Here is a 21,925-nt window from a genome sequence, read left to right on the forward strand (position 1 = left end):
TTTATTCTACTTGTGTGACACGAAGAACTTCTTCAAATGTTGTTTTACCCGCACGTACCTTTGCAATACCATCGTCTTGAATCGCTAGGGTATGACGACGAATATATTTTTCCATGTCCTGTTCTGATGCTTTTTCGTGGATCATATGGCGCAGCGTTTCGTCCACCAGCATCAATTCATAAATACCCGTACGACCGCGATACCCTTTACCGTGACATTTTTTGCATCCAATAGGGTGATATAAGGGAGTCGATGCCGGCACAGGATGAGATGAAAAATCTAATTGTGGATTAGAAAAAAGTTCTGCTCGAGAACAATCTGGACAAAGCGTACGAACCAAACGTTGTGCCAAAACCCCTACCAAGCTTGAAGAGATCAAAAAGGGCTCAATTCCCATATCTTTTAAGCGTGTCACAGCGCCTACCGCGGTATTGGTATGCAAGGTTGATAATACGAGATGCCCTGTCAGCGAAGCTTGTACCGCAATTTGAGCTGTTTCCAGATCACGAATCTCTCCTATCATCACCACATCCGGATCCTGGCGCAAAATGGCTCGCAACCCACGAGCAAAAGTCATCTCTATTTTAGAATTCACCTGTGTTTGCCCTACGCCTTCAATGACATACTCAATGGGATCCTCTACCGTTAAGATGTTACGCTCAGTGCGATTTAATTCCTGTAAGCCTGAATATAAAGTGGTGGTTTTCCCAGATCCTGTAGGACCCGTGACCAGCAAGATCCCGTGAGGCTTAAATAGCTGTTTTCGAAATGTTGAAATTAAATCAGATGACATCCCTAAATCATTTAAATTGAGGATCCCCTGATGTTTATCTAAAAGGCGCAAAACGACGCGCTCTCCATGAGCGGAAGGCATGATAGAAACGCGAACATCCACCGAACGCCCCCCAATGAGTAAAGTGATTCGACCATCCTGAGGGATCCGCTTTTCTGCAATATCTAATTTTGCCATGACCTTGATACGTGAGACGAGTAAGGCCGCTAATTGACGCTTTAATCGAAGTATTTCACGCAATATGCCGTCAATCCGAAAACGAATGAGCAAGGCGTTTTCAAAGGTTTCGATATGAATATCAGAGGCCACTTCTTTAATCGCTTCTACGAACATGGCATTGATCAATTTAATGATGGGCGCATCATCTTCACTCTCTAATAAATCTTCAGTGATAGGTAATTCTTCAGCCAAGACATACAAGTCACTCTCGCTGCTGATATTTTCCATCAACTGACGCGCTTCTATTGAATCCCGTTGATAGGCAGTGCTCAATCTCTGTTTAAAATCGTTTGCTGATAAGGCAAAGGGCCTGAGTTTTATGCCTGTGACCCTTCGTACTTCTAAAAAAATATTTTTTTGCAAGGGCGGAACGTAGTAAAGCGTAGGCACATCGGCACTATCCGTCTCTACAATCACTGAAAAACGGCGGGCATAACTGAAAGGGAGGCGAGTTATCCCGGTTTTTTCTGATCTTAATGAGATCATGATTTTTTAGTTATCGCTAGTAGAGCGCGAATTTCTGCTGGATATTCAGATTCTTTTCCATCAGCAGGAAGCAGTGGCTGCTTTGTGCGGGGCATTAAACTCAATCCTGGGTGATTTTTATACAGTTGCTCAGCTCGCATATAATGATATTTTCGTTGTGAAATGCCGTCAGCAGAGAGCCCATCTCGTAAAATGGTAGGGCGGATAAATATCATCAAATTACGTTTTGTTTTTTTATTAACAGTGGATTTAAAAAGATGCCCCAAGATCGGAATGTCTCCTAGTACAGGTACTTTAGATACACTTTCCCCGCTCTCTTCATCGAGAAGCCCCCCCAATACAATTAATTGACCATCATCAGCCAATACAGTGGTTTTGAGTTTACGTTCCGCAAATTTGATATCAAGCTTGGTTTCCCCCTGAATTTTTGATACTTCTTGCTCTATCAGCAACTGTACGGTGTTCCCTTCGTTGATTTGAGGGGTGACTTTTAACATCACACCAATTTTTCTTCGTTCGACAGTATTAAAGGGATTCGTGTTATTCGCGTTTGCCGCCGAGCCCGTGAGTACAGGGACATCTTCACCTACCATAAACGAGGCTTCTTGATTATCTAAAGTGGTAATACTTGGAGTGGAAAGTACATTCACACTGGAATCGTTTTTCACCGCTTGAACCAGTGCTTGCCAATCTCCTTTAATAATACCGACCTTAGCACCACTGAAACCCGAGAGCAGTTTGCTCAGCAATGAGATATCACTAGACACTTGGGAAGGTAGGAACGTTTCGTTTTGATTCAAGGTATTCCCTGTTTTTGACTCCGCCTGCCGTCGGGCCAAAGTTAACGCTCCTAATGGAATTTGATGGCCATTATTAAATTGAATCAAGCTGTTGTTCGCTTGCCACTGTACTCCGAAATTAATATCACTGATTTCTGCAACTTCAACAATCAGTGCCTCAACATGTACTTGAGCACGACGTATATCCAACTGTTCAATGATGCTTCGTATAGATTGCATCACATCTTGAGATGCTGTGACCACGAGCGCATTTGTTTTTTTACTGGCGGCAATCGAAACAGACATTCTATTTTGATCTTGACCCTGCTCGTTTTGTTTCCCTTTTAAGGTGTTGCTCACTTTTTCAATGATGTCAACTAAATCTTCGGCTTGACTGTATTTAAGGTAAAACACCTGACTGTAGCCGCTTTGCTGAGTTTCTGAATCCAGTTCCTGTATTAATTTTTTGATTTTTTGGCGCATTTTAGGTTCAGCATGGATAATAACGCTGTTAGTCCGTTTATCGGCTACCACTGTATATTTTGATATAGACAAATCATTTTGGGGGGCATTTTTATTTAAAGCATTGATGACCCTAACCATTTCCGTTGCAGACGCATTTTTTAATGGGATGACTTCATTGAATTTATCTGCATTCGAATCTATAAGCTCAATAATAGAAAACAAACGCTTAATAACAGCCGCCCTTCCTGAGAGAATAAGAATATTCGACGGACCATGGCTGATGATATTTCCTGATTCCCCTCGATCTATCAGCTGACGCAATACAGGGGTCAGTTCACGTGCTGAAATATTTTGAAGGGTCATCACCTGTGTCATCATTTCGTCACCGAAATAAGGATTTTTTTGGTGAGTTATGACAGGAATGGGCTCCGTTTTAACATGCATGCTTCTGACAATTTTGAGCGCGCCGCCATCAACTGGAATGGCGGCATAGCCTTGTGCTTCTAACACATTGAGAAAAAGTTGATAGTATTGCTCTGTCGATAAAGTATCTGTGCTTCTAATGCTCACCCGACCTTGAATATGAGGCCCCATGATCATCGTTTTATTTAGGTTAACTCCAACAGTATCAATAAAAGCGCGCAAATCGGTATCTTGAAAGTTGGCCGAAAAATGATCGGCTAATAAGATGGAGGGAAAGAACAAAAAAAATAATAATAAAATCAATGGGAAAAAATAAGGATAATTTATCTTTTTTACAAAAGAAAAAATTCTATGTCGAAAAATGTGAAGGCGTAATATATCAGACCAAAACATAACGTTCCTTTTTATGTTTTTATATCAATGCAATCTTAATATCAGAGATATTGATATTCAGAAAAATTTTATTCAATCAGGTTTTGATTTAAAATTTTTTCGTGATCATCTCTTAAAGATAAACTTTCTTGCACCCCGTTATTTTCAAGCACAATTTTTTTAGATAAAACTTTGAGTAAAATAATATGACTACCATCAATTGTTTCACCAGGGACGTAAATTTTTTGTATGCCATTGTTTTCGATGACTGCAACGCTTTTATTTTCAGAAGCAGCAGGAGCTGTGCCACGTAAAATAAAGGGACTTTGTGTTTTAGGCAATCTGTTTTGTTGAATTTTACGATCTGGATCACCAAACCAGTTTTGTTTAAAAATAAGATTGATATCGATTTGCGGTAAAGATCGAGATAAAACAGGCTCAGAAGGAGAGTCTATGATAGGAATGTTTTCACTAGGGGAGAGAAAAAACAAACATAAAGAAGTGGTTTTCCATACAACCAGGCTCCAAAGAAGAAAATGGATAAAAATGATCAAATTGTTTTGAGAGATCACATTTTTAAAAAAATATTGATATCGCATATCTTTTGTTTAAAAAACACCATAAAAATATTTTTTATATTCAATGAACTAAAAAATAAAATGAAAGCTATCACTTTTAATATTCTTTTTATTCTTTAAGTATTTTAAATATTAAAAATATTGAAAGATAAAAAAGCATCATTAAATCAAAATTATATTAATAATAATTTCTAGGCAATATTTTAAATAAAAATTATTTAAAAAACAAACAAATAATAAATTTTCAGGTTAAAAAACAAGCAATAAAAGACAATAAAATCGGATGAAAGACGATATTTTAAGTATTATTTAACAATCATTTAAGTTTTATTATGACCTGTTATTTTGCTTGAAATTGGCATCAAAAATAAATTTCATCAACGATTAATCAAGTAACAGCAAGTAAGAAATTTTTTCTTCTTTCACACTTCCCTCCAACGCGACATTGTAAACATGGTTGTTCAGGTTTTGGTTTGCGATAATATTTGTTTTTGACACATTCATTTGTTAATAAAAAATCTTCTGGTCTTTAGACAATTATAGAAGCTATATTACATCCTCTATTCAATTTTTACACTAGGTAATACTAAAAAACATACCCACAAAAAGTGCTTAAAACCGCGTTTTTTTATTAAACAACAGGTTTAAAATTTAATTTCGAATAATACTATCTTTTGATAATACAAATAAAAAGGTTTTATAAATTTTATTTAGTCTGTTTGATTTTAAAATTAATCATAAGAAACAGCTAAATGACGAATAGACATATCTCCACTCCTTAAAGCTGTGATTAAAGCCTCTCGCCATTTTGTCGGCATTATAACGCTGTCTGGGGAAAACCCTTTGAATCAGAAGCAGTAGCCCGGGAAAAACTATGTTTAACTTCTCCATCAGGTTTAGAATTTAAACTAGTTGAAGAAAATTTTATTTGGGCAAATTCTCCATTTTTAGTTGTTTTAATTAATGAAAAACCCAAACAAGATTCTTGATTAAAACCATATTTAAAAGCTATGGCTGTGTGTGGAGTACTCCCATTTCGATGTGATAACCAACTGGGCTCTATCGATTTTCCATTGCGTTCTCCTGGCACACCTGATGCATATCGATTTATTGAGTTAGCTCCGGTATTATTGAGAGTCAATTCATTCAATTTTCCATTTTGACCACCAAAAATATTCACAGGAACGATTTTTATTGCACCTGTCTGAGTTTCTACAAGACCTGTAAACCATTGTCCTGGAGAAGCAGATTCCCAAACAGCCATATTTTCACTGTCAAAATGTAGTTGATCTTTTGGTTCTGGGTTGTAGATGTTGTTTGTCAACGAAGTTGAGGGTGTGTTAGAAAAAGTTTTTGTTACATTTTTGTTTTTTATTACCGCGTTATCTGCTTTTTCTGTTGTAACACTAGACGTGTTTGCTTGAGTGTGAGAATCGTTATTATCACCTATAATGTCACTAACGGAGTTATCCGCAGGTATAGAATATTGACGATTCACAGTGATTTGTTCAGGTGTGTTAGTCGTTCCCCTTGCTTCTATGGCGCTATTGAATTCTTTTTGCTTTCTTTTGTTTGTTGTATTTTGACGTTGCTGTTCACAAGAATCATTAAAAATCTTCAAATTTTCGTCTCTTTCCTTTCTTAAACCCTCACGCTTTATGCTTTTATTCCCCCGCTCCGCATCCTTATATGCATATTTTCTTTCATCTTGAACTTTATTTTCTTGAGCATGGGCGTCATGCTCTGGAATTCCGTTAAAACTCATAGTAGTTACGGCCCCTACCAATCCTTCCAATGCACCCCCTTCAGTTGATGAGGTTGTCATTCCTGAAGATTGACCAGCCACCACGTTGAATATACAAAAAGTTCCGAGAATCATTTTGTCAACAATCGAATCTTTTGTAGGGGTTACTAATGTTTTTAAATTCTCTAAAGCATCCATGAGCGGGTTTGTTTTTTGCTTCAAATACCCGGGAAAATATGAGCGTAAGATTGAATCTTCTTTGAACATTTTATTCGTTCTTTTGTATAAATCCTGTATTGTCTTGTCGTCAAATTGTTCTGTCTTTATTGCGTTTTGAAATTCATTTTGAATATTTTCCATTTTTTCTTTACTGAGCGAAGACCCAATTCACTTTATTTCTTCCCACAATTTAGGCGAGTCTATTAGCTTTTTAAGCTCCTGAGAGATGTTTAATGCCGGTTTTGTCTGTTTTTCAGCCTGGATGTCATCCAGAGATGGATTTTTATTTTTGACTGAAACGAGTTCACTGGCTATTTTTGATGAGGCACATGCCACATGCGTTATTTGACGTATAAAAACCGATGTTCTCTTGATGAGATATACATAGACGATCGACTGACATTTTTATTTCCCCAAATATTATTTAAAAAATGAATAATTATAAATTAAGCCCCTAAATATTTTTTATATTCAGATTTTTAGAAGCATTATTTGTATATATTTTGTTTAATTTATTTTTTTGTTATTAATATATGGCATCTCTCTAACAAAAATAAATATCAAAAATCTCTGATGTTTTATTCTTCCAAAATAAAGACCATCAAAACATCAGGTAATACCTGAATAAGCTGTCTTAAAGAGTTAAGATAGGGGGAGGGAGAGTTTAAATAGTCTAAGCATTGAACTTTGACTGATGGGTGATTTCATTCAATTTAATGAAAAACCAAGCCATTCGGACACTTCTGCTACGCTGCATCCTTCGGGACAAAAGCCACTGATATCGTAACCCATTGAGCATATGACACCATCGGATTCATACTCGATTTTCATCGTCTTTGGCTGAAAAGTTTTTTAGCACTCATACCAGTCCTGAGCGTCTTCTGAAATAAGAAAAATGACCCCCATAGCGCTTTCTAGCGCTTTTTTGTCAGAGGATTCAGGGTGATAACGTTGAAAATTTTTAAGGTTTTGCATTACATACACCACACATTCATCCAGTTATAATTGATATTTTTTTGCAGAGGGCGCCGCTGAATGTAGTCAACATATTCATAAGAGTTCGAGTTATACGCGCCGGTAATCACATGTGGCATGTTCATCACGATAGCCAGGCCCACGCCATACCTGGACTTCTTGCATATGGCACTGTTAACAAAGTTAATGTTAAGATATTCTCTGTTTTTTAGGGGGATAAAGAAATGAAAAACAGGCACTATCCGCTCAAAGAGTGTGATTTTATAAAAATCATCGAACCTCATATTATAAAATATGATAAACGTCCAGGCAGACCTGCAAGCATCAGTCATTATCAGTTTTTTTCAGCTGTTTTGTACGTATTGAGAACGGGTATCCCTTGGCGTGATGTACCTGATTTATACGGTCATTGGCATACGATTTATATGCGCTTTAAAAGATGGAGTGAAAATGGCTTGTTCTGGAACTTGCTTTATCGTTTACAACAAAAAAAGAAAATCAAAATGGACTGTACATGGGTAGACAGTACGACGGTCGCCATCCACCGACACGGCTCAGGAAGCCTTAAAAAAAGGGACCTCAATCGATAGGGCGCGGCCGAAAAGGCGTGAGCACTCAAATTCACGTGGGTCTTTCAGGCCGCTTTCTCCGGAGTGCCTGTCTATCTGAAGGACAGCGCTCCGATATGAAAGCCTTTACTGAGCTGTGGATAAAGGGAAATGGGAGGAAGGTGAGCTACATCATCGCTGATAAGGGAGTTGACTTTTTTGATGTCAGAAAATTAATCCGGGATAGTGGAAAGAGCCCTGTGATACCCCGACGAAAAGGGGCTGTTTGCACCGGCATTCAACCTAATGATAAAGAAAAATACAAAACACGCTCTGCGATTGAACGTTTCTTCTTCAGCATAAAAGAACAAAAAAGACTCGCTTTACGCTTTGATAAACTCGATATCACCTTCTTTTCTTTCTTCGCTATCGCTTGTCTTAAAGTCTTTAATTTACTTTGTTAACACTGCCATGTCCCAATCGAATATCGCGCACAAAGGTATTATTTAGTCATCCGTTGAGGGGCCGCCCCAGACCGCTCCGTGAATATTGCCGTCGTTCTGGTATTTGGCGGTTTTGCCGTTCTTTGACACCGTGAGGGTGTCGTTCGCTTGGATTTTACCCTGCACTTCACCGCCATGCCGTTTATCCAGTGCATTTTTTCACAATCCACCGTTTCTGATAAACCCAGGTTTTCTATAAATTGCGCCTTGTCCAGGATATCTTTGCCGTTTTTCTTTCGAGATAATTTTGTGTTCGCGGCGTTTTCGGCACAGGTCTGGATGGCCTGGTAGAGTTGCGTATGGTGATGTGGGTTTAATCTTGTCCCTGTTTTTTCAATGACGGTGCAGAGTTCTTCCTGGAAGTGTTCTGGTCAAATAATTTCGGATAAAACTCAAGAAGTTTTACACCACTGAAAGGGCGGGATCGCCCTTGGGGGCTTTGAGTTCAGTCGCATGTTCAATATCAATGGGCAGGTCGGCGTGGTTGGCCTGAAAAGCATCCACCATCCCTTGGGGGTGATCATTGACCCAGGAACGGCCATCCCGTCCGGTGATCTGTTCACCGACAGGGATTAATTCCACCCACAACGGGGTTCCCTTCTGGGCAGCGGTCGCTTCCAGAAGGGGCCGAAGTTCCGTGTTTAAGGCAAAAGTGTGTGTTGTCATGCCCGCCAAGGTAGCGCGGGCAAAGGAGGGAGTTCAGATGAAAAATTTCACTTGGCACAGCATAAACAGTACTATTTTGTTACATGTAACATGTGCTATACTGCGTACTGAGCTATTACAGGAGAGCATTAATAATGACTGTTAATCAACGTGTCAGAAAACACCGTGAAGCGTTAAGGCAGGCAGGCTATCGACCTGTCACTATCTGGGTTCCGGATACTCGCGATCTTCAGTTTATTGAGAAATGCAGAAATCAATCCGTTAGCCTGAATCAACGAGATGAAACAAAAATAATGGACTGGATAGATGAAGTGAGTGATACGGAAGGCTGGGAATGAAACGAGGTAATATTGTCACTGTTGTCAGCAACGGGGATTATGGCAAACCTCGTCCAGCCTTAATTGTTCAATCCGATATATTTTCTCAACATCCTTCTGTGGTAGTGGCACCGTTTACCAGTGTTCTTACTGGCGCTTCTGTTTTTCGTTATCGTATGGAGCCAGACGATAGCAACGGTCTTAACTGTATTTCAGAAGTTATGCTGGACAAATTAACAACCGTGCCTCGTCATCGTCTGGGTAATTTTTGTGGTAGCGCATCAAAAAAAGATATGCAACTGGTAACACAGTTAATGGCCGTTTTTTTAGGCATTGTTTAATTTGAATTGAGTCTCCTTCTTAAAAATGTTCGGAACAACAGTGCGCATACTCACGGCTAACACCCCCTTTTTAGCGGATTGTGCCTACAATAGACCTGAATTCGATCTATGCTGCGGGATTTTTGGCTATCTCGGAGATAATGTCTATCTGCTTATCCAGTTCGCACTGGAAAATTAGCGTATCAACAGGTCTTCCTCGCTTATCAGATACGTCAAGCCGTTGATGCTGCTTTGGCGGAGGGCAAGACATTGAAACAGTTTCAGGATGAACTGGAACCCCTCCTTGGAAAGCGGGGTTGGCTGGGAAAGGTATTGATGGAGGATGGCTCTATGGTTGAACTCGGCACGCCACGCCGTTTAGAAATCATCTACAACACCCACATGAGAACGGCCCGCGCCGCGGGGCAATGGGTGCGTATCGAACGGAACAAAGCGGCATTGCCGTATTTGAGGTATGGGCTTGGGCCTTCAAAAGAGCATCGACTTCAACACGTATAGCTAAAGGCGTAGAGGGGTTCAGTCCAGCCCCCCATCACCCCTCTGGCTGACCCGCCCTCGATGTAACCGCCGCTGCCTCCGATTCTCATCGCCATTTTCCGGGCGGCACTCAAACTCAGCGGAGCCCCGCCTGTCAAAAAAATCATATGATGAAATTTTAACGGGGCCGGTTGAACAATGCGGGGGTGATAACGCTGCGAAAAAAGATTGGTCTCTGAAAAGCCGGCCGGTAAATACCCCGCCTGTATCAGCTCTGGTACACCCAGAATATAAGGAGACGTGGCCGCGGTGCTGTATTGCTGGTCTTTGTTAAACTCATAGACCAAAGGCAACACGATCAGAGCAAAGCAAAACAGCCCGACCCCCAAGCCGATGCAGGCATCGAAGATCTGCCAGATGCCCTTCTTTAAAGATGTCATTGTTCTCTCTCCTATGAGGAGCCGGAAGGTTGTCTTAATCTCTGCTGATCAATACTGTTAAAATCATCGATGAGTGAACCAAAATTATTTTGCAAAATTGCATTCAATAACATATTATGACTTCATTGAATGCTTATTTTTGAGGTAAGACTATGTCAATGTTAACAGTCCGTAATTTACCTGACGAAGTACACCGAGCATTGAGGGTAAGAGCCGCGCAGCATGGACGTAGCACCGAAGCTGAAGTCCGGGAAATTTTAGCGATAACCGTTAAACCAGAAACACGTGTCCGTTTGGGGGATGCCCTCGCTGATTTGGGACGCAATATCGGCTTAACAAATAAAGATTTTGAGATATTCAATCAGGTAGAAGATAAAATCCCCGCCGAACCGACGAAATTTGAATGATTGTTCTCGATACTAATGTGGTTTCAGAGTCGATGAAACCTCAGCCCCACCCGGCTGTTCGCGCTTGGCTGAACGATCAAGCGGTTGAAACCTTGTATCTGTCTAGTGTGACATTGGCTGAGTTGCTGTTCGGTATTGGGACCCTTCCAACAGGTAAGCGTAAGAGTATGATTGAACAAGCGCTTAACGGTTTGATGGGCCTGTTTAAGGCTAGGGTGCTTCCATTCGACACTGACGCCGCGCGGCATTACGCCGAATTGGCTATGACGGCCAAAGCCAAAGGGCAAGGATTCCCAACCCCAGACGGATATATTGCCGCAATTGCAGCCTCCCGTGGATTCATTGTTGCGTCACGTGATATTTCTCCCTACGAAGCGGCCAGAGTCACCGTGATTAATCCATGGAACATGCAAATAAAGTAGGGCGGGGTCGTTTTACATCCTCATTCTTGAATGTTTTTGTAAATCTCAAGGGCCTTACATATTCGTAGTAAAAGTCACCGTATTGTTTCTTCCAGCAACACAGGCGGCAGAGGCCTGTGCCGGTGATATCTCGCCCGTCATCGCAGGCGCACTGTTGATTCGGACCGAAGCGATATCTCCATTGCTTAAGGTCGTGGCGAGTTTCATGCAATCTTTTTCATTCATGCCGGCTGTTGAGACCATAAAACCGATTCCGCTGCCGGTGACGGTGATGGCCCCGCCGCTGGCATTAAAAAGCCGGTCTCCCACAATCGAAATGCCTTTAGGGATGGCCCCTGAGCGGATGAGCGCAGGGACCAGGTTAGCGGTGCCATAGCCGGTTGAAATACGTAATGATTTAGTTTCATTCAGCAACGTATTAATAGAGGCCACCGATGAAGTTGAATACACTTTCACATACAACCCCATCCCCGCCGCAGCGACCATCGCCAGCCCCACAAAGGCCATGCCCCAACCGATACTCGCATCACTGATATTAAAAATACCTTGCTTTAACGATTTCATTTTTTTTCCTTTTAGAAGTGAAACGCCCTTTCAATCAAGCCATACATGAGGTAAAGAGTTTGCCCAGAAATTATTGGGCCACAAATCGGCGAATATGACAGACAAAGACCGAGACAGCAGGGGCAGTGAATGGGAGACGATTTGAATTTCTTTTTTAATTTTTGGGGATTCAATTGAGTCTCTAAAAAAACAGAGCTGAATAAGACCATTATGAGTGAATTGTGATTTATTGTGACTTTTTCATTTTAAAGTATTGATATTTATAAAAAATAAAATATGGCATATTACGACCTATTAGTGGCCTTAAAAAAGGCGATTTTGAAAATTGATTTTAAGGAATAAAGGATGGTCGTTGTCATTCCAAAAAAGCGCCGTGATGGAAAATCAAGTTTTCTTAAACTGGTGTTTTACCTCTCTTTCCGTGAAGATAATCCAGGTGATATTCCCGTGACCGCTGATGCTTTTTTTGACCGTCCTTCCACTTCTAAAATCGCGGTGTTTGATCGTTTAATTGATTATATTGATCGCCATGCTTCCCCTGAATCACAGCAGCTCATCACGCACCTACCCGATGGGAGTCATCGGATTCTTTGTGAAGGCGTTTTATGTCAAACGAACACGTTGAGTATTGAAACCGCCTCCTCTGAAATGAATGCGGTGGCCTCGAATAATCGTCGTTGTCTCGATCCGGTTTATCATTTTATTTTGTCTTGGCCGGAGACGGACTCTCCGACGGTAGAACAGATTTTTGAAAGCGCGCGGCATAGTCTTAAAGCCTTGGGGATGTCTGACCATCAATACGTGACTGCGATTCATCGTGACACCGATAACCTCCATTGTCATGTGGCGGCCAACCGTATTCATCCCCTTTCTTATCGTGCAGTGAACCTCTATAACGACGTTAAAATTTTGCACAAAGCCTGCCGAAAATTAGAGCTTAAATATGATTGGAAACCGGATAATGGGTGTTGGAAGAGAGATCAAAATCATCAGATTATTCGAGCTGAATCTCAATATCCCTCGGCTCCGAGAGCAGCGACGCAGTTTGAATATCACGAAGATAAAGAAAGTTTTTATTCGTATGTGGTTCGTACGTGCCGAACAGAGTTGACTTCTATTTTAAAAGGGCCGCTTCAAGAATGGGAAGAGGTGCACGCTGTTTTTTTAAGGGCCCATCTGGAATTAAAAAAGAAAGGTTCTGGGTTGGCGATTTATGACAAAAATTGTCCGAACAATGTTCCTTTAAAAGCCAGCAGTTTACATCCTCAACTCACTCTTTCGAAATTAGTGCCTCGCATTGGCGAATTTGAAAATGCGCCCCGAGTGATGGAATTTAAAAATGAACAAGGGGAGGTGACCTTAACAAACTATATGGTGAGTTCACATTATGATGATCGACTTCATTTGCGTGATCATCAAGCTCGAATGACTCGCCGATTAGAACGCGCTGAGGCCCGAGAAGAGTTAAAATTGCGTTATCAAACTGACAAAAAAGAAGCGAAATGCCCTTCTTTTGACGCAAAAAATCGTTTCAGAACTCTTTCCATGACCTTTCGTTTCCGAAGAGCCCATGTGTGTGTTGCGGTGCGCGATCCTTTTTTCTCATTTAATGAGAAAACTGGCCTGGCATGTATTGGCTTTTGAGCGAGAAAAAGCGATGGCCGAGTTGCGTTTAAAATTAAAGGAAGAGCGGGAGAACTGGTATCGTTCTCCAGAAAATCGGCGACTGTCTTATCGTGTTTGGGTGGAACAGCAGGCGTTAAAAGGAGATAAAGCGGCGATTAGCCAGTTAAGAGGGTGGGCTTACCAGGCGCGGGATGAGCGCACGGCTTATCTCAGTGAGACTGTCATTGAATGTGCCGTTTCAGATGATATTGAGCCGGTTGAGCTGAAAGGCTATACCCATCATATCCACCGTGACGGGGCGATTTTATACAAAAAGGAAGGGGTCACCCAAATGATTGACCGAGGGGAAACCATTGAGATGGCCAGACCGTTTGAAAACGAGGGGGACAATATGGTGGCGGGGTTACGTTTGGCAGAGCAAAAAAGTGGAGAGAAACGGGTTTTCTCGGGTCCGCGGGAGTACGTTGAGAAAGCGTGTTCGTTGGTTCGAGATTTGAATGAAATGGGGGAAACTTCCTTGACGTTAACAGACTCCCTTCAGCAGAAACGGGTTTGTGAAATTCGCCCTCAAGATAAACCCGCTCCTATCTCGTTTGACTCTCCGAATTTGACTCCCTGAGCGCATCGCCCCTTTTTATTTTTATCATTTGTTGGAAATGGGTTGTTGTTTGTTGATATTTCGTTAAAAATGGGCAGAGATAGCGTATTTATCGGGCGGTATATTTGATAACAATTTGAAAGGATAAAGGATGAATAAAACTGAGTTAATTGAGCAGGTCCGAGACAAGTCGGGCCTGACGAAGGCTCAATCAGCAGAAGCGGTCAACGCTGTTTTTTCGAGTATTATCGAAGCATTGGGGAAAAAAGAGCCGGTGCAAATCATCGGATTTGGGACTTTTAAAGTCCGCCATCGCAAAGAGCGGATGTCTCGTCATCCCAAAACGGGTGAAAAAATAAAAACCCCGGCTCGTGAAGTCGCTGTGTTTTCTGCGGGGAAAAGGCTGAAAGACTCCGTTCATTTACAATCGCCCAAAGAAACTCAAGTGGCTAAAAAATCAAAAATCGCCGCGAAAAAGTCATCGTCCTTGTCATCCAGGAAAAAGTGACTTCCATGAAAATGTTTCTGCCGCACGACGCTTTGTTTAAGCAGTTTTTGGGAGATATTGCCCTTGCCCGCAATTTTTTTGAAGTGCATCTTCCGGCGGATGTTTTGAGTCAAGTCTGCCTGTCTTCGTTGAAAAGGGTGTCGGGTTCTTTTGTTGAGCCGACTTTGAAGCAATCTCATTCCGATATGGTGTATTCGTTTGAAACCGTGACGGGAAAGGACGGGTATTTATATTGTTTGCTGGAGCACCAAAGTACGGCAGATAAAATGATGGCTTTTCGAATGAAAAAATACAGCCTGGCGGTCATGCAACAACATCTTGACCAAGGTTATTCTACCTTGCCGTTGGTCGTGCCAGTCTTGTTCTACCATGGAGAAACGAGTCCTTACCCGTACAGTCTGGATTGGTTCGATTGTTTTGATGACAAAGAAGCCGCGCGGAGATTAGATTCTGAGCCTTTTACTTTGGTAGATGTGACGGTTATTCCCGAAGAAGACATTCTGAAGCATGGGATGATTGCCTGGCTTGAACTGGTCCAGAAACTGGTCCGAGTTCGTGACATGATGGACATCGCGCCTTATCTTATTCGTCTGGACAAGCGTTTCCCGTTAAACGATGACCTATTTAAAAGTTTGTTGTATTATCTCTTTCAAGAGGGAGAAACGGCCTCTCGCCCGTTATTTTTTGAGGCCCTTTCTTCGACCACTCAACGGGAGAATGTGATGACGATAGCAGAAGAGCTGAGAAAGGAAGGCTTGGAAGAAGGTTTAAAACAGGGTGTTCAGCAGGGGATACAGCAGGGGATACAGCAGGGTGTCCAGCAGGGTAAAGAAGAGGGCCTGAAACAGGCTACCCTGGCCATCGCCAAAAAGCTGATGGCCGATGGAGAAAGTCCAGAAAAAATCCAAAAATATACGGGGCTATCGAGGGAAGACATCGATCGGTTATTTCATTGATGAGGCTTCATAAAAAAGCGCATGAACTCCATCCCATTTGAAAAAACGCTGACCTTAGGCCCCAGAAGGTCAGAAAGCAAAACCCCCTGTTTGATGAATCCACGTAGGGGCGTTTCTCCCTCTTCATCACTTATTGCCTTAAAAAAGAAACCGAAGAAAAAAGAGCCAGAGAAAGTGGCTGAGACCAAACCTCTTCCGTTATCCCCCTAAAGTCAAAAAAAACCGCACAAGCAGCCTAATGTCTCTTTTGAGCATGCAGTAGAGACCCTTTCTGCTTATTGGCCCGACTTGTTTGGTCATGGGCTCAAATTAATGAAAATAGACCTCCTTGAGGATTTGTATGAGGACATCAACACACAGGAGTTACCGCTTTCAAAAAAAGGGCTCCGCCGCTGCATTAGAGCGATAGCGCGCTCTCGTGATTATCTTGAACAAGGGGTTCTGGGGGCTCAACGGTATGATAAGCACGGTCAGCCCTGTGGGCAGGTGACCGAGGAGCAATCTCAGTTTGCCCAAAAATACCTCAATAAAAGCTATTTTTCTGAAGATTTGAGGGGGCCTGTCCCGTGAGATTCGTCAGGGTGTTGAGTGTTCGAGTGTAATCTCTTTAGGCTCTTTGTCTGCTCTGTATTGCCCTTCGGTTATTTTTAAGGAATGACGCGCCGCTTCGAACAGGATTATGCCTCGCTCCTCGGGGGTGTGAGACAGGTCGTTACGGTGGTCCAAATTCTGTGTTATTTCACAGAGATGATGGAGTGTTTTATCGAACAGCCTGACGTTCAAAGTGCCTTTATTCTCTTGAGTGTCAGCTGTTTTTAAGCGTTGTAAAATTCCCTGGACCTCCTGTTTAAAAGCGGCCCCTTTGTGTCGCAATTCAGGGACAACCTCACATAATGCGTCGAAATCAGGGCGTTTGAGCTCTATAAACCGGTTAATCCGCATAGGAAGCTTTGAGGACAATTTTTCCTCATCTGGAATAAAAATCGCGGCACTTCGTACCACGGCATCCTGAAATACGATGACGCCCTCCCCCTTGTTGAGGGCTTTGAGTTCCGTGAGTTCAATGTTATCGCGTTCACGAATGTGATGGGTATCGGCGTCTTCATACCGACTGCCACTGAGACTGCCTTTACGCTTAACGGAAGACAGTTCGCTATAATAGCCCTTCCCCGCCGCAGAACGAATCAGATTAAAGGTGTCCTGGGCATCCTCTAAGGCCATAAACCATTTGGTCCGCTGATTGGCGCTGACGGTGAAAAATTCGCGCATTGATTTGTCCATCATGGATTGCACATCCTGTGCGGCTATCATGAGCATGTATTGCAAAGAGCGCATTTGAGCGGCCATTTTGTCAAGACCTGAGGCAAAATAAGCGCCCAATTCGTCAAAAATAATCGGGTAAGGAAATTTTTGAGCAAATTTTTGGCTGAGTAGCACGTCCTCTCTTTTTCCTTCTAACTGTCCGCATAAATCTTGACTGAGGGTCATTCTCAGTCCTGAAATATAGAGTTTTCCGAGGGTCGAGGCTTCTGAGTTCGACAACTCCAAGGCCGGAATCAAGACCACGAGAATGCGGTCATTATGGAGTACATCTTTTAAATCGATGTCGCCCGCGCCTTGTGGGAACACCTGGCCGTAAATATCATTAAACAGGCTGAGCATGCGAGTGAACTGCTGTATCAAAAATCCGTGTTGTTCCCAGACCGTTTTCGACCATTCTGAGGGGCTGTCGATGAGGGCCATATCAAAGCCCGCGAGGGTGTTCAGATAATGTTCAAGCGGCTTGTAGCCTTCTTCATGCCAGTGGTTCTCTTTGGCTTCTTGATAGAGTTCGACTATTTTTCGAAGAGGTAAATAGTCTTGTATGACCCTTTGTGAGAGGAATAATCCGTCTTTTTCTCTTTTGTAGCACAGGGCGTAAATCAAGGCGGCTATCATGGCTTTGGCTTTTTCCTGCCAGCCATTTTCATTGCTGCCAACCTTGGGCAGCAAGCTGTCCATCAGCTGGATGATGAACGTTTCGGAGGCATTCGCAAAGAGATTGATGGAGTTGGACTGGGGGCGGGATTGGTCGCCGTTCACCAAATTTGAAAATTTGCTGTTACCCGCGGTCAAAAAGTTGAGGACATAAACATCATCTTCCCGCCCAAAGCGCCGTGCCAGTGACCAGACGGCAAAGGCCAATTTGTTTTCCGCTTTCCCATCGGATAAGCACATCCCTCGACCCCAGCAGAGGGCATTGAGATAAACAGACAGGATGGCTTCTGTTTTTCCTGCGCCGGTAGTGGCGATGAGCTGGATATGGCGTAAGGCGTCATCCAGATTGAGCCAGAGTTCGCGCGCCAATGATTTTCCTCGGGCGTAACCCAAGCAGAGTATGCCGGCCGCTTGTTCACAATGACGGGTGCGCGTGATAAAGGAAAACAGTCCTGCACCCCCCTTTCGGGCTTTAAAGCCTTCCTGCTCTGTCGTCAAATCAGGGCCTCCGATATCGGTCGGGAGCCGTATGGGCATTCGAAACGGCCTGTCACAAAAAATAATCAACAAGATCACGCAAGCCGGTAATCCCATAAGCAAAGTCACCGGCCAGAGGCACCCTAACACGAGCGCGATCAAGAACCCCCATTGTACGCCGGTGGGAGAGAGTACAGTATCGGTTAAGCTGGGATTAAAAACAGGACGATTGATTCGATGGGGATCGAGAGAAGAGGGGCGTTTATTCATGGTGTTTCTCCTGTTGATGAGCGGCGTTCATAAAAATAGCCAAGGTGTCCTCGTTTTTGAGCGCACTGAATGGAATAGGTCGCCCATCATCTGAAATCAGCTGAGGTGTGCCCCTAAAGCCGTAGGCGGAAAAGGCTTTGTTGTTCACCGCCAAGGCTTTTTCGCCGATGTCACAGGAAGCCGAGGGGGTTAAGGGGGGATCATCAAATAATGAGTGCCACAATGCTTTTCGATGCTCTGGTGAAGCACAGAGCACAGGGATCACTTGATCTGCGGTGGTTTTTTTCCCTATCAAACTGACCGGAAAAATCTCAATATTGACCTTTTTACCGATGGCCTCCAAGGTGGGTTCGAGGTCCCTGCAATGGGGGCAAAGAGGATCTGAAAACACGTATATCGTCCGAGAATGACCTGTGGTCAACGGCACCGTAAAGATTTTTCGTTGAGCGGCGTCGCGTAAATTGTGGGCTAATGTCGTCAATGCGGGGGAGGGGTCTTGCATCAGACCTTTTTCGGTGGCGTGTTCCTCGGGTAAGAGGGGCGCTGAGGTGGCGTCTGCTCTGGCGAGGGGGGTGTCGTCTGTTGTGTGGATTTCAGACAATAATCCGTGGCTGCCAATGGCCAGTAGTGCCAACAAACCCAAGCCGAAAAAGAGGTTTCGCCAGAACAATTTTGTTTTTTGCCGCCGAACCAGGGCCTCTGTCAGCGCATTGAGAAGATGTTGTGCCTTATCCGGCGACTCACTGTCACTGAAGAGAACGAGGTCTTTTTGATGTTTTTGTCGGAAAATCAGACTATTTTGGCGGATAAAAAAATGGGGTTCCTTCCCAAGACTGCATGTAAAAAGCACCGACCCACGGTCAGCATCACCGATGCGAGTGGTCATCAGGTTACCTATGAGGTGTGTGAAAAATGGTTTTGAGTGCATCAAGTCCCCCCGTGAGAGAATATTTTTTCATTTAAAAATGGATGAGTGAGAGGGTATTTCGTGGGTGTTTTGTGACTATTTTTTAATCCGATCATCGATCACTTTTCCGATGTGGATTAAATCCTTTTCCAATCCCTGGACGGCATACCTCAGCACAGGAGAGGGTAAGGTGACTTTATGTTTAGCCGTTTCTTGTTCCCACTGCATCTGAGTGACGATACCCGCACCTTCTATAAAGGGTTTCGGGCGATCAGATGAACACAGGGCATACCAAAGCGGCCGATCCAGCCCCTTTAGCCAACGAAATCGCGCCGTCGGTAAATGGAGGTCATTTGAGTGCAGAGCGGAGAGAGCGGTTCGAGCATAGGGGTGTTTTTTTATCCAGTTTTTTGCGTCTGGATGACCCGAGACTTTTTTAAAGGCCTTGTGGGCTATTGAGAAGACGGGAGTGCCTCTTTGGCCTTTATCGCGGCGGCTTTTGATTAAGCAGGACCGATTGAGGGTATCGAGCAGTGCTTCTGCCGCTTGACGGTCATTGAAAAAAAATGGCCATCCAAAAATGGCCCATAAGGCCCGTTCATAGGCATTCAACTCAGAGAGTTGGGTGATTTTTCGTCCCAGTTGTTGCGTAAAAACGACCTGGGCCTTTTCATGGTCAAGACGCTGGTTGAGAACCAGGTGATGTTTGTGAGCAAATTCTTCGGGAGAAAGTGCGCTTTGGTGCTCGGGCGGATTGGTATTTAAGAGTTGAGTTTTTCTATCGCCGTAACACAGGGCCGGAATCACAGAGGGAGAAAACCTTGCCATGATTTTTGGGAGTGTGTGAATACTGATTTCCCGTCTGGTTTTATTTGCGGGATGGGTTAAGGTGACATAGATAGCCAGAAGACAAAGCGGTATTAAAAAGAGCAGTACTATGCCGGCCGTTTGGTTCATGACAGCCAGCCAGTGCAGGATGGTCACGTTGTCGGCATTGTTGGCCGTTTGGGCCAATAAGTTCATCCGCGGCGCGGCAAAAGAATGCATCAAAGGCACATCACAGGCTCGCCAAAGGTGATAGAGCGCGGCACAACTCCAATAAATCACCTCCTCTAAAAAGAACCAAACGATGACGGATACGCCTATGAAGGCACTGAGTAACAGAAATCCGTCGTTTTCAGGGGGAGAAATTCGATGTTTGTCCATGATGAACCTCTGTTTGGAATTTAAGGAAATGAATAATGACAAAACCTCTCTCAGAAAAAGCAGAGAAAATACTTAATCGGTTTGAAAAAGAACTTGAAGTGAATAGCCTGTTTAAATGAGTGACGATGGCAAGAAAAGAGATTGAGACCGGTGACATCATGACACCAGAAAAGGCCATCGAACGATAAAGGGGGTTATAGAAAATAACGAGGAGCTGTTGTTTTACTTATTCAACAAGTAACGTAATTATTTAAAAATGGATTGAAAAGGGGTAAATCAAATGCCTCAAAGTCACGAGTATTTCTGGTGACGACAGTAAGATTATGCGTTAATGCAGTTGCAGCAATCATGGCATCTTCATAAAGCGTATTCGATTTTCTATGCATCAGCTTTGCCCATAATTGAAACGTTTCTGCACTCATCGGTAATACATTATAGGTAGAAGAAATTTGAGTGAGCCATGTTTCAATTGAGGATGCTCTGATGGCATCTTGTTCTCGGGTGATTTCTATTCCCGCCTGAATTTCTCCTATCGTCACTGCGCTAAGAAAAAGGCTTGCATCAGGAATGTTTTCAATCCAGGAAACGACAGCCCCATGCGGGCGAATTTTACGGATCTCTGAAATAATATTGGTATCAAGAAGGTACATGAGAAGGGGTTAAAGTTTGAGCACAGAACGTCGTTTTGCCGCTCCGCGCTGAGGTAAGTCAATATTAAAACGGTTCTCTTCAGACAAAAGCAAATCTTTGAATGATTTTCGTGACTCTTTATCCCAATGGTTCCATTCAGTGAAGGGAATAAGTACCGCAATTTTTTCGCCTCGCCGAGTGACTAGTTGTGAACCCTTCTGAATACAGGAATTCAAGAATTCACTGAAACGTGCTTTGGCATCTTGTACTGTCCAAATATTCATCATGTCACCTCGTGATTATGACTAGTTATTTGACTAGTTTAATTTAATGATATAGTTCATGCAAGAAAAATATTCTTCATTGCTGAAATCAGCAGGGCAACATCTTAAATCCCATTTTCTTTGAGAGATGTTTCGTACTGTCTTCCACGTACCCCGGGAAATGATAAGGATAGTGGTAGTGTTGATTTCTCATGACGCACAGCTTTTCATACAGTAGCCAAGCGTGATTATTCTGAATATCGATGAATGGGACTTCGGTTGAGTTGATGTAGAGTCTGAGTTTATTGTTGCCGGTTAATTCGCATTGACGCCAGTTACTGACATTAAACCCAAAAATATCGATTTCTTTTTTGTTGAATAAACGGATATAAAGCATAGTGCCGCGTTTAGGGTCAATCCCAAAATAGGCACTGGAATGCATTTCACAAATTTCATTTTCTGGGGCGGGGTCGTAACTTTCGTCGCTTTTAATCACGGAAAGGATTTTAGCCAAGCGTTGGCGTTTGTTGATGTAGCTTAGGATGCACCAACATAATGGAATGATTAGGCCAGACCAAGAAAGCATAGAAAGGAATATATCTTTACTATTAGAATAATGGTATGCGCGATCATTAATCATCATAGTAGAGACAATTGCGTAAAAAAAAAGTGTTGGAATACCTACCCATACATAAAAAGACACAGCAAGAAAGACCAAGGCTTCACCAATCGTTTTCTTGTTTCGCATGGTTGACCTCCTCATTTGTAT

24 protein-coding genes and 2 pseudogenes are annotated in these 21,925 nt (G+C 42.9%); 12 read left to right on the forward strand and 14 right to left on the reverse strand.

Features of this window, described 5'->3' with window-relative positions:
- Window position 1: 1 nt before the first annotated feature.
- The 5 genes from gspE to AACL23_RS05255 all read right to left on the reverse strand — a co-directional run bounded on the left by gspE (window position 2) and on the right by AACL23_RS05255 (window position 7,053).
- On the reverse strand, window positions 2-1,498 hold the full coding sequence (gene gspE, locus AACL23_RS05235) for a type II secretion system ATPase GspE (protein WP_339050520.1): 1,497 nt from the start codon (window positions 1,496-1,498) through the stop codon (window positions 2-4).
- The gene (gspD, locus tag AACL23_RS05240) at window positions 1,495-3,558 is read right to left on the reverse strand and encodes a type II secretion system secretin GspD (RefSeq protein WP_100096781.1); all 2,064 of its coding nucleotides are present in this window, start codon (window positions 3,556-3,558) and stop codon (window positions 1,495-1,497) included. The genes gspE and gspD overlap by 4 nt, the downstream gene beginning before the upstream one ends.
- 68 nt (window positions 3,559-3,626) lie before the next feature.
- Window positions 3,627-4,136 carry a type II secretion system protein N gene (locus AACL23_RS05245; protein WP_100096782.1) on the reverse strand — a complete coding sequence of 170 codons (510 nt, stop codon included), beginning with the start codon at window positions 4,134-4,136 and terminating at the stop codon, window positions 3,627-3,629.
- Between the two features lie 796 nt (window positions 4,137-4,932).
- On the reverse strand, window positions 4,933-6,219 hold the full coding sequence (locus AACL23_RS05250; protein ID WP_100096783.1) for a hypothetical protein: 1,287 nt from the start codon (window positions 6,217-6,219) through the stop codon (window positions 4,933-4,935).
- Between the two features lie 711 nt (window positions 6,220-6,930).
- Window positions 6,931-7,053 carry a hypothetical protein gene (locus AACL23_RS05255; RefSeq protein WP_267892407.1) on the reverse strand — a complete coding sequence of 41 codons (123 nt, stop codon included), beginning with the start codon at window positions 7,051-7,053 and terminating at the stop codon, window positions 6,931-6,933.
- Between the two features lie 224 nt (window positions 7,054-7,277).
- Here AACL23_RS05255 and AACL23_RS05260 point away from each other — a divergent pair, with 224 nt between their 5' ends.
- Together AACL23_RS05260 and AACL23_RS05265 are read left to right on the forward strand one after the other, a co-directional pair.
- Window positions 7,278-7,643 (forward strand): transposase, encoded by a 366-nt coding sequence (locus AACL23_RS05260; protein WP_012737981.1) that lies wholly within the window; start codon window positions 7,278-7,280, stop codon window positions 7,641-7,643.
- A 17-nt stretch (window positions 7,644-7,660) separates the two neighbouring features.
- Entirely contained in the window at window positions 7,661-8,065 is a 405-nt protein-coding gene (locus AACL23_RS05265; RefSeq protein ID WP_158530960.1) for a transposase, read from the forward strand.
- 441 nt (window positions 8,066-8,506) lie between these two features.
- On the opposite strand, the gene AACL23_RS05270 is transcribed toward AACL23_RS05265, so the two are convergent.
- A complete protein-coding gene (locus tag AACL23_RS05270) occupies window positions 8,507-8,770 on the reverse strand; it encodes a phage protease (protein ID WP_012737983.1) in 264 nt (87 codons plus the stop codon).
- 134 nt (window positions 8,771-8,904) lie between these two features.
- On the opposite strand from AACL23_RS05270, the gene AACL23_RS05275 reads away from it, so the two are divergent.
- Together AACL23_RS05275 and AACL23_RS05280 are read left to right on the forward strand one after the other, a co-directional pair.
- On the forward strand, window positions 8,905-9,108 hold the full coding sequence (locus tag AACL23_RS05275; protein WP_012737984.1) for an antitoxin MazE family protein: 204 nt from the start codon (window positions 8,905-8,907) through the stop codon (window positions 9,106-9,108).
- Window positions 9,105-9,428, forward strand: a complete 324-nt coding sequence (locus AACL23_RS05280; RefSeq protein ID WP_100096784.1) for a type II toxin-antitoxin system PemK/MazF family toxin — start codon at window positions 9,105-9,107, stop codon at window positions 9,426-9,428. The genes AACL23_RS05275 and AACL23_RS05280 overlap by 4 nt, the downstream gene beginning before the upstream one ends.
- A gap of 485 nt (window positions 9,429-9,913) precedes the next feature.
- On the opposite strand, the gene pilV is transcribed toward AACL23_RS05280, so the two are convergent.
- On the reverse strand, window positions 9,914-10,345 hold the full coding sequence (gene pilV / locus AACL23_RS05285) for a shufflon system plasmid conjugative transfer pilus tip adhesin PilV (RefSeq protein ID WP_100096785.1): 432 nt from the start codon (window positions 10,343-10,345) through the stop codon (window positions 9,914-9,916).
- Between the two features lie 152 nt (window positions 10,346-10,497).
- Here pilV and AACL23_RS05290 point away from each other — a divergent pair, with 152 nt between their 5' ends.
- Both AACL23_RS05290 and AACL23_RS05295 read left to right on the forward strand, forming a co-directional pair.
- Window positions 10,498-10,752 (forward strand): FitA-like ribbon-helix-helix domain-containing protein, encoded by a 255-nt coding sequence (locus AACL23_RS05290; RefSeq protein WP_012737989.1) that lies wholly within the window; start codon window positions 10,498-10,500, stop codon window positions 10,750-10,752.
- Window positions 10,749-11,174 carry a type II toxin-antitoxin system VapC family toxin gene (locus AACL23_RS05295; RefSeq protein WP_100096786.1) on the forward strand — a complete coding sequence of 142 codons (426 nt, stop codon included), beginning with the start codon at window positions 10,749-10,751 and terminating at the stop codon, window positions 11,172-11,174. Before AACL23_RS05290 ends, AACL23_RS05295 begins: the two co-directional genes overlap by 4 nt.
- 54 nt (window positions 11,175-11,228) lie before the next feature.
- On the opposite strand, the gene AACL23_RS05300 is transcribed toward AACL23_RS05295, so the two are convergent.
- A complete protein-coding gene (locus AACL23_RS05300) occupies window positions 11,229-11,738 on the reverse strand; it encodes a type 4 pilus major pilin (RefSeq protein ID WP_095033840.1) in 510 nt (169 codons plus the stop codon).
- 49 nt (window positions 11,739-11,787) lie between these two features.
- On the opposite strand from AACL23_RS05300, the pseudogene AACL23_RS10235 reads away from it, so the two are divergent.
- From AACL23_RS10235 to AACL23_RS05325, 6 genes and pseudogenes are all read left to right on the forward strand, one after another.
- Window positions 11,788-11,883: pseudogene (locus tag AACL23_RS10235) on the forward strand (integrase); the annotation flags it as partial.
- Window positions 11,884-12,083: 200 nt separating this feature from the next.
- Window positions 12,084-13,382, forward strand: a complete 1,299-nt coding sequence (gene traI, locus AACL23_RS05305) for a TraI/MobA(P) family conjugative relaxase (protein ID WP_339050531.1) — start codon at window positions 12,084-12,086, stop codon at window positions 13,380-13,382.
- Window positions 13,372-13,983 (forward strand): LPD7 domain-containing protein, encoded by a 612-nt coding sequence (locus tag AACL23_RS05310; protein ID WP_339050533.1) that lies wholly within the window; start codon window positions 13,372-13,374, stop codon window positions 13,981-13,983. The genes traI and AACL23_RS05310 overlap by 11 nt, the downstream gene beginning before the upstream one ends.
- 130 nt (window positions 13,984-14,113) lie before the next feature.
- Complete coding sequence (locus AACL23_RS05315; RefSeq protein ID WP_339050535.1) at window positions 14,114-14,470, forward strand: HU family DNA-binding protein; 357 nt, start codon at window positions 14,114-14,116, stop codon at window positions 14,468-14,470.
- A 5-nt stretch (window positions 14,471-14,475) separates the two neighbouring features.
- On the forward strand, window positions 14,476-15,426 hold the full coding sequence (locus AACL23_RS05320; RefSeq protein WP_339050537.1) for an Rpn family recombination-promoting nuclease/putative transposase: 951 nt from the start codon (window positions 14,476-14,478) through the stop codon (window positions 15,424-15,426).
- A gap of 258 nt (window positions 15,427-15,684) precedes the next feature.
- Window positions 15,685-15,996, forward strand: a pseudogene (locus tag AACL23_RS05325) (ProQ/FINO family protein); the annotation flags it as partial.
- Window positions 15,997-16,002: 6 nt separating this feature from the next.
- Here the strand turns inward: AACL23_RS05325 and trbC are convergent.
- The 6 genes from trbC to excA all read right to left on the reverse strand — a co-directional run bounded on the left by trbC (window position 16,003) and on the right by excA (window position 21,904).
- Entirely contained in the window at window positions 16,003-18,150 is a 2,148-nt protein-coding gene (gene trbC, locus AACL23_RS05330; protein ID WP_339050539.1) for an F-type conjugative transfer protein TrbC, read from the reverse strand.
- Entirely contained in the window at window positions 18,143-19,036 is an 894-nt protein-coding gene (locus AACL23_RS05335) for a DsbC family protein (RefSeq protein ID WP_339050541.1), read from the reverse strand. The genes trbC and AACL23_RS05335 overlap by 8 nt, the downstream gene beginning before the upstream one ends.
- A gap of 117 nt (window positions 19,037-19,153) precedes the next feature.
- Window positions 19,154-20,263: a conjugal transfer protein TrbA gene (locus tag AACL23_RS05340; protein ID WP_339050543.1), complete on the reverse strand. Its 1,110-nt coding sequence runs from the start codon at window positions 20,261-20,263 to the stop codon at window positions 19,154-19,156.
- A gap of 230 nt (window positions 20,264-20,493) precedes the next feature.
- The gene (locus tag AACL23_RS05345) at window positions 20,494-20,913 is read right to left on the reverse strand and encodes a type II toxin-antitoxin system VapC family toxin (protein WP_339050545.1); all 420 of its coding nucleotides are present in this window, start codon (window positions 20,911-20,913) and stop codon (window positions 20,494-20,496) included.
- Between the two features lie 9 nt (window positions 20,914-20,922).
- On the reverse strand, window positions 20,923-21,180 hold the full coding sequence (locus AACL23_RS05350; RefSeq protein ID WP_234810962.1) for a type II toxin-antitoxin system Phd/YefM family antitoxin: 258 nt from the start codon (window positions 21,178-21,180) through the stop codon (window positions 20,923-20,925).
- A gap of 85 nt (window positions 21,181-21,265) precedes the next feature.
- Window positions 21,266-21,904, reverse strand: a complete 639-nt coding sequence (excA, locus tag AACL23_RS05355) for a plasmid IncI1-type surface exclusion protein ExcA (RefSeq protein ID WP_100096795.1) — start codon at window positions 21,902-21,904, stop codon at window positions 21,266-21,268.
- Window positions 21,905-21,925: the final 21 nt, after the last annotated feature.

This window comes from Candidatus Williamhamiltonella endosymbiont of Tuberolachnus salignus, assembly GCF_964019775.1.
GTDB lineage: Bacteria > Pseudomonadota > Gammaproteobacteria > Enterobacterales > Enterobacteriaceae > Hamiltonella > Hamiltonella defendens.

Coding starts and splice junctions, on each gene's coding strand:
- gspE (WP_339050520.1), bottom strand. CDS start 1,498: ATGATCTCATTAAGATCAGAAAAAACCGGGATAACTCGCCTCCCTTTC.
- gspD (WP_100096781.1), bottom strand. CDS start 3,558: ATGTTTTGGTCTGATATATTACGCCTTCACATTTTTCGACATAGAATT.
- AACL23_RS05245 (WP_100096782.1), bottom strand. CDS start 4,136: ATGCGATATCAATATTTTTTTAAAAATGTGATCTCTCAAAACAATTTG.
- AACL23_RS05250 (WP_100096783.1), bottom strand. CDS start 6,219: ATGGAAAATATTCAAAATGAATTTCAAAACGCAATAAAGACAGAACAA.
- AACL23_RS05255 (WP_267892407.1), bottom strand. CDS start 7,053: ATGCAAAACCTTAAAAATTTTCAACGTTATCACCCTGAATCCTCTGAC.
- AACL23_RS05260 (WP_012737981.1), top strand. CDS start 7,278: ATGAAAAACAGGCACTATCCGCTCAAAGAGTGTGATTTTATAAAAATC.
- AACL23_RS05270 (WP_012737983.1), bottom strand. CDS start 8,770: ATGACAACACACACTTTTGCCTTAAACACGGAACTTCGGCCCCTTCTG.
- AACL23_RS05275 (WP_012737984.1), top strand. CDS start 8,905: ATGACTGTTAATCAACGTGTCAGAAAACACCGTGAAGCGTTAAGGCAG.
- AACL23_RS05280 (WP_100096784.1), top strand. CDS start 9,105: ATGAAACGAGGTAATATTGTCACTGTTGTCAGCAACGGGGATTATGGC.
- pilV (WP_100096785.1), bottom strand. CDS start 10,345: ATGACATCTTTAAAGAAGGGCATCTGGCAGATCTTCGATGCCTGCATC.
- AACL23_RS05290 (WP_012737989.1), top strand. CDS start 10,498: ATGTCAATGTTAACAGTCCGTAATTTACCTGACGAAGTACACCGAGCA.
- AACL23_RS05295 (WP_100096786.1), top strand. CDS start 10,749: ATGATTGTTCTCGATACTAATGTGGTTTCAGAGTCGATGAAACCTCAG.
- AACL23_RS05300 (WP_095033840.1), bottom strand. CDS start 11,738: ATGAAATCGTTAAAGCAAGGTATTTTTAATATCAGTGATGCGAGTATC.
- traI (WP_339050531.1), top strand. CDS start 12,084: ATGGTCGTTGTCATTCCAAAAAAGCGCCGTGATGGAAAATCAAGTTTT.
- AACL23_RS05315 (WP_339050535.1), top strand. CDS start 14,114: ATGAATAAAACTGAGTTAATTGAGCAGGTCCGAGACAAGTCGGGCCTG.
- AACL23_RS05320 (WP_339050537.1), top strand. CDS start 14,476: ATGAAAATGTTTCTGCCGCACGACGCTTTGTTTAAGCAGTTTTTGGGA.
- trbC (WP_339050539.1), bottom strand. CDS start 18,150: ATGAATAAACGCCCCTCTTCTCTCGATCCCCATCGAATCAATCGTCCT.
- AACL23_RS05335 (WP_339050541.1), bottom strand. CDS start 19,036: ATGACCACTCGCATCGGTGATGCTGACCGTGGGTCGGTGCTTTTTACA.
- AACL23_RS05340 (WP_339050543.1), bottom strand. CDS start 20,263: ATGGACAAACATCGAATTTCTCCCCCTGAAAACGACGGATTTCTGTTA.
- AACL23_RS05345 (WP_339050545.1), bottom strand. CDS start 20,913: ATGTACCTTCTTGATACCAATATTATTTCAGAGATCCGTAAAATTCGC.
- AACL23_RS05350 (WP_234810962.1), bottom strand. CDS start 21,180: ATGATGAATATTTGGACAGTACAAGATGCCAAAGCACGTTTCAGTGAA.
- excA (WP_100096795.1), bottom strand. CDS start 21,904: ATGCGAAACAAGAAAACGATTGGTGAAGCCTTGGTCTTTCTTGCTGTG.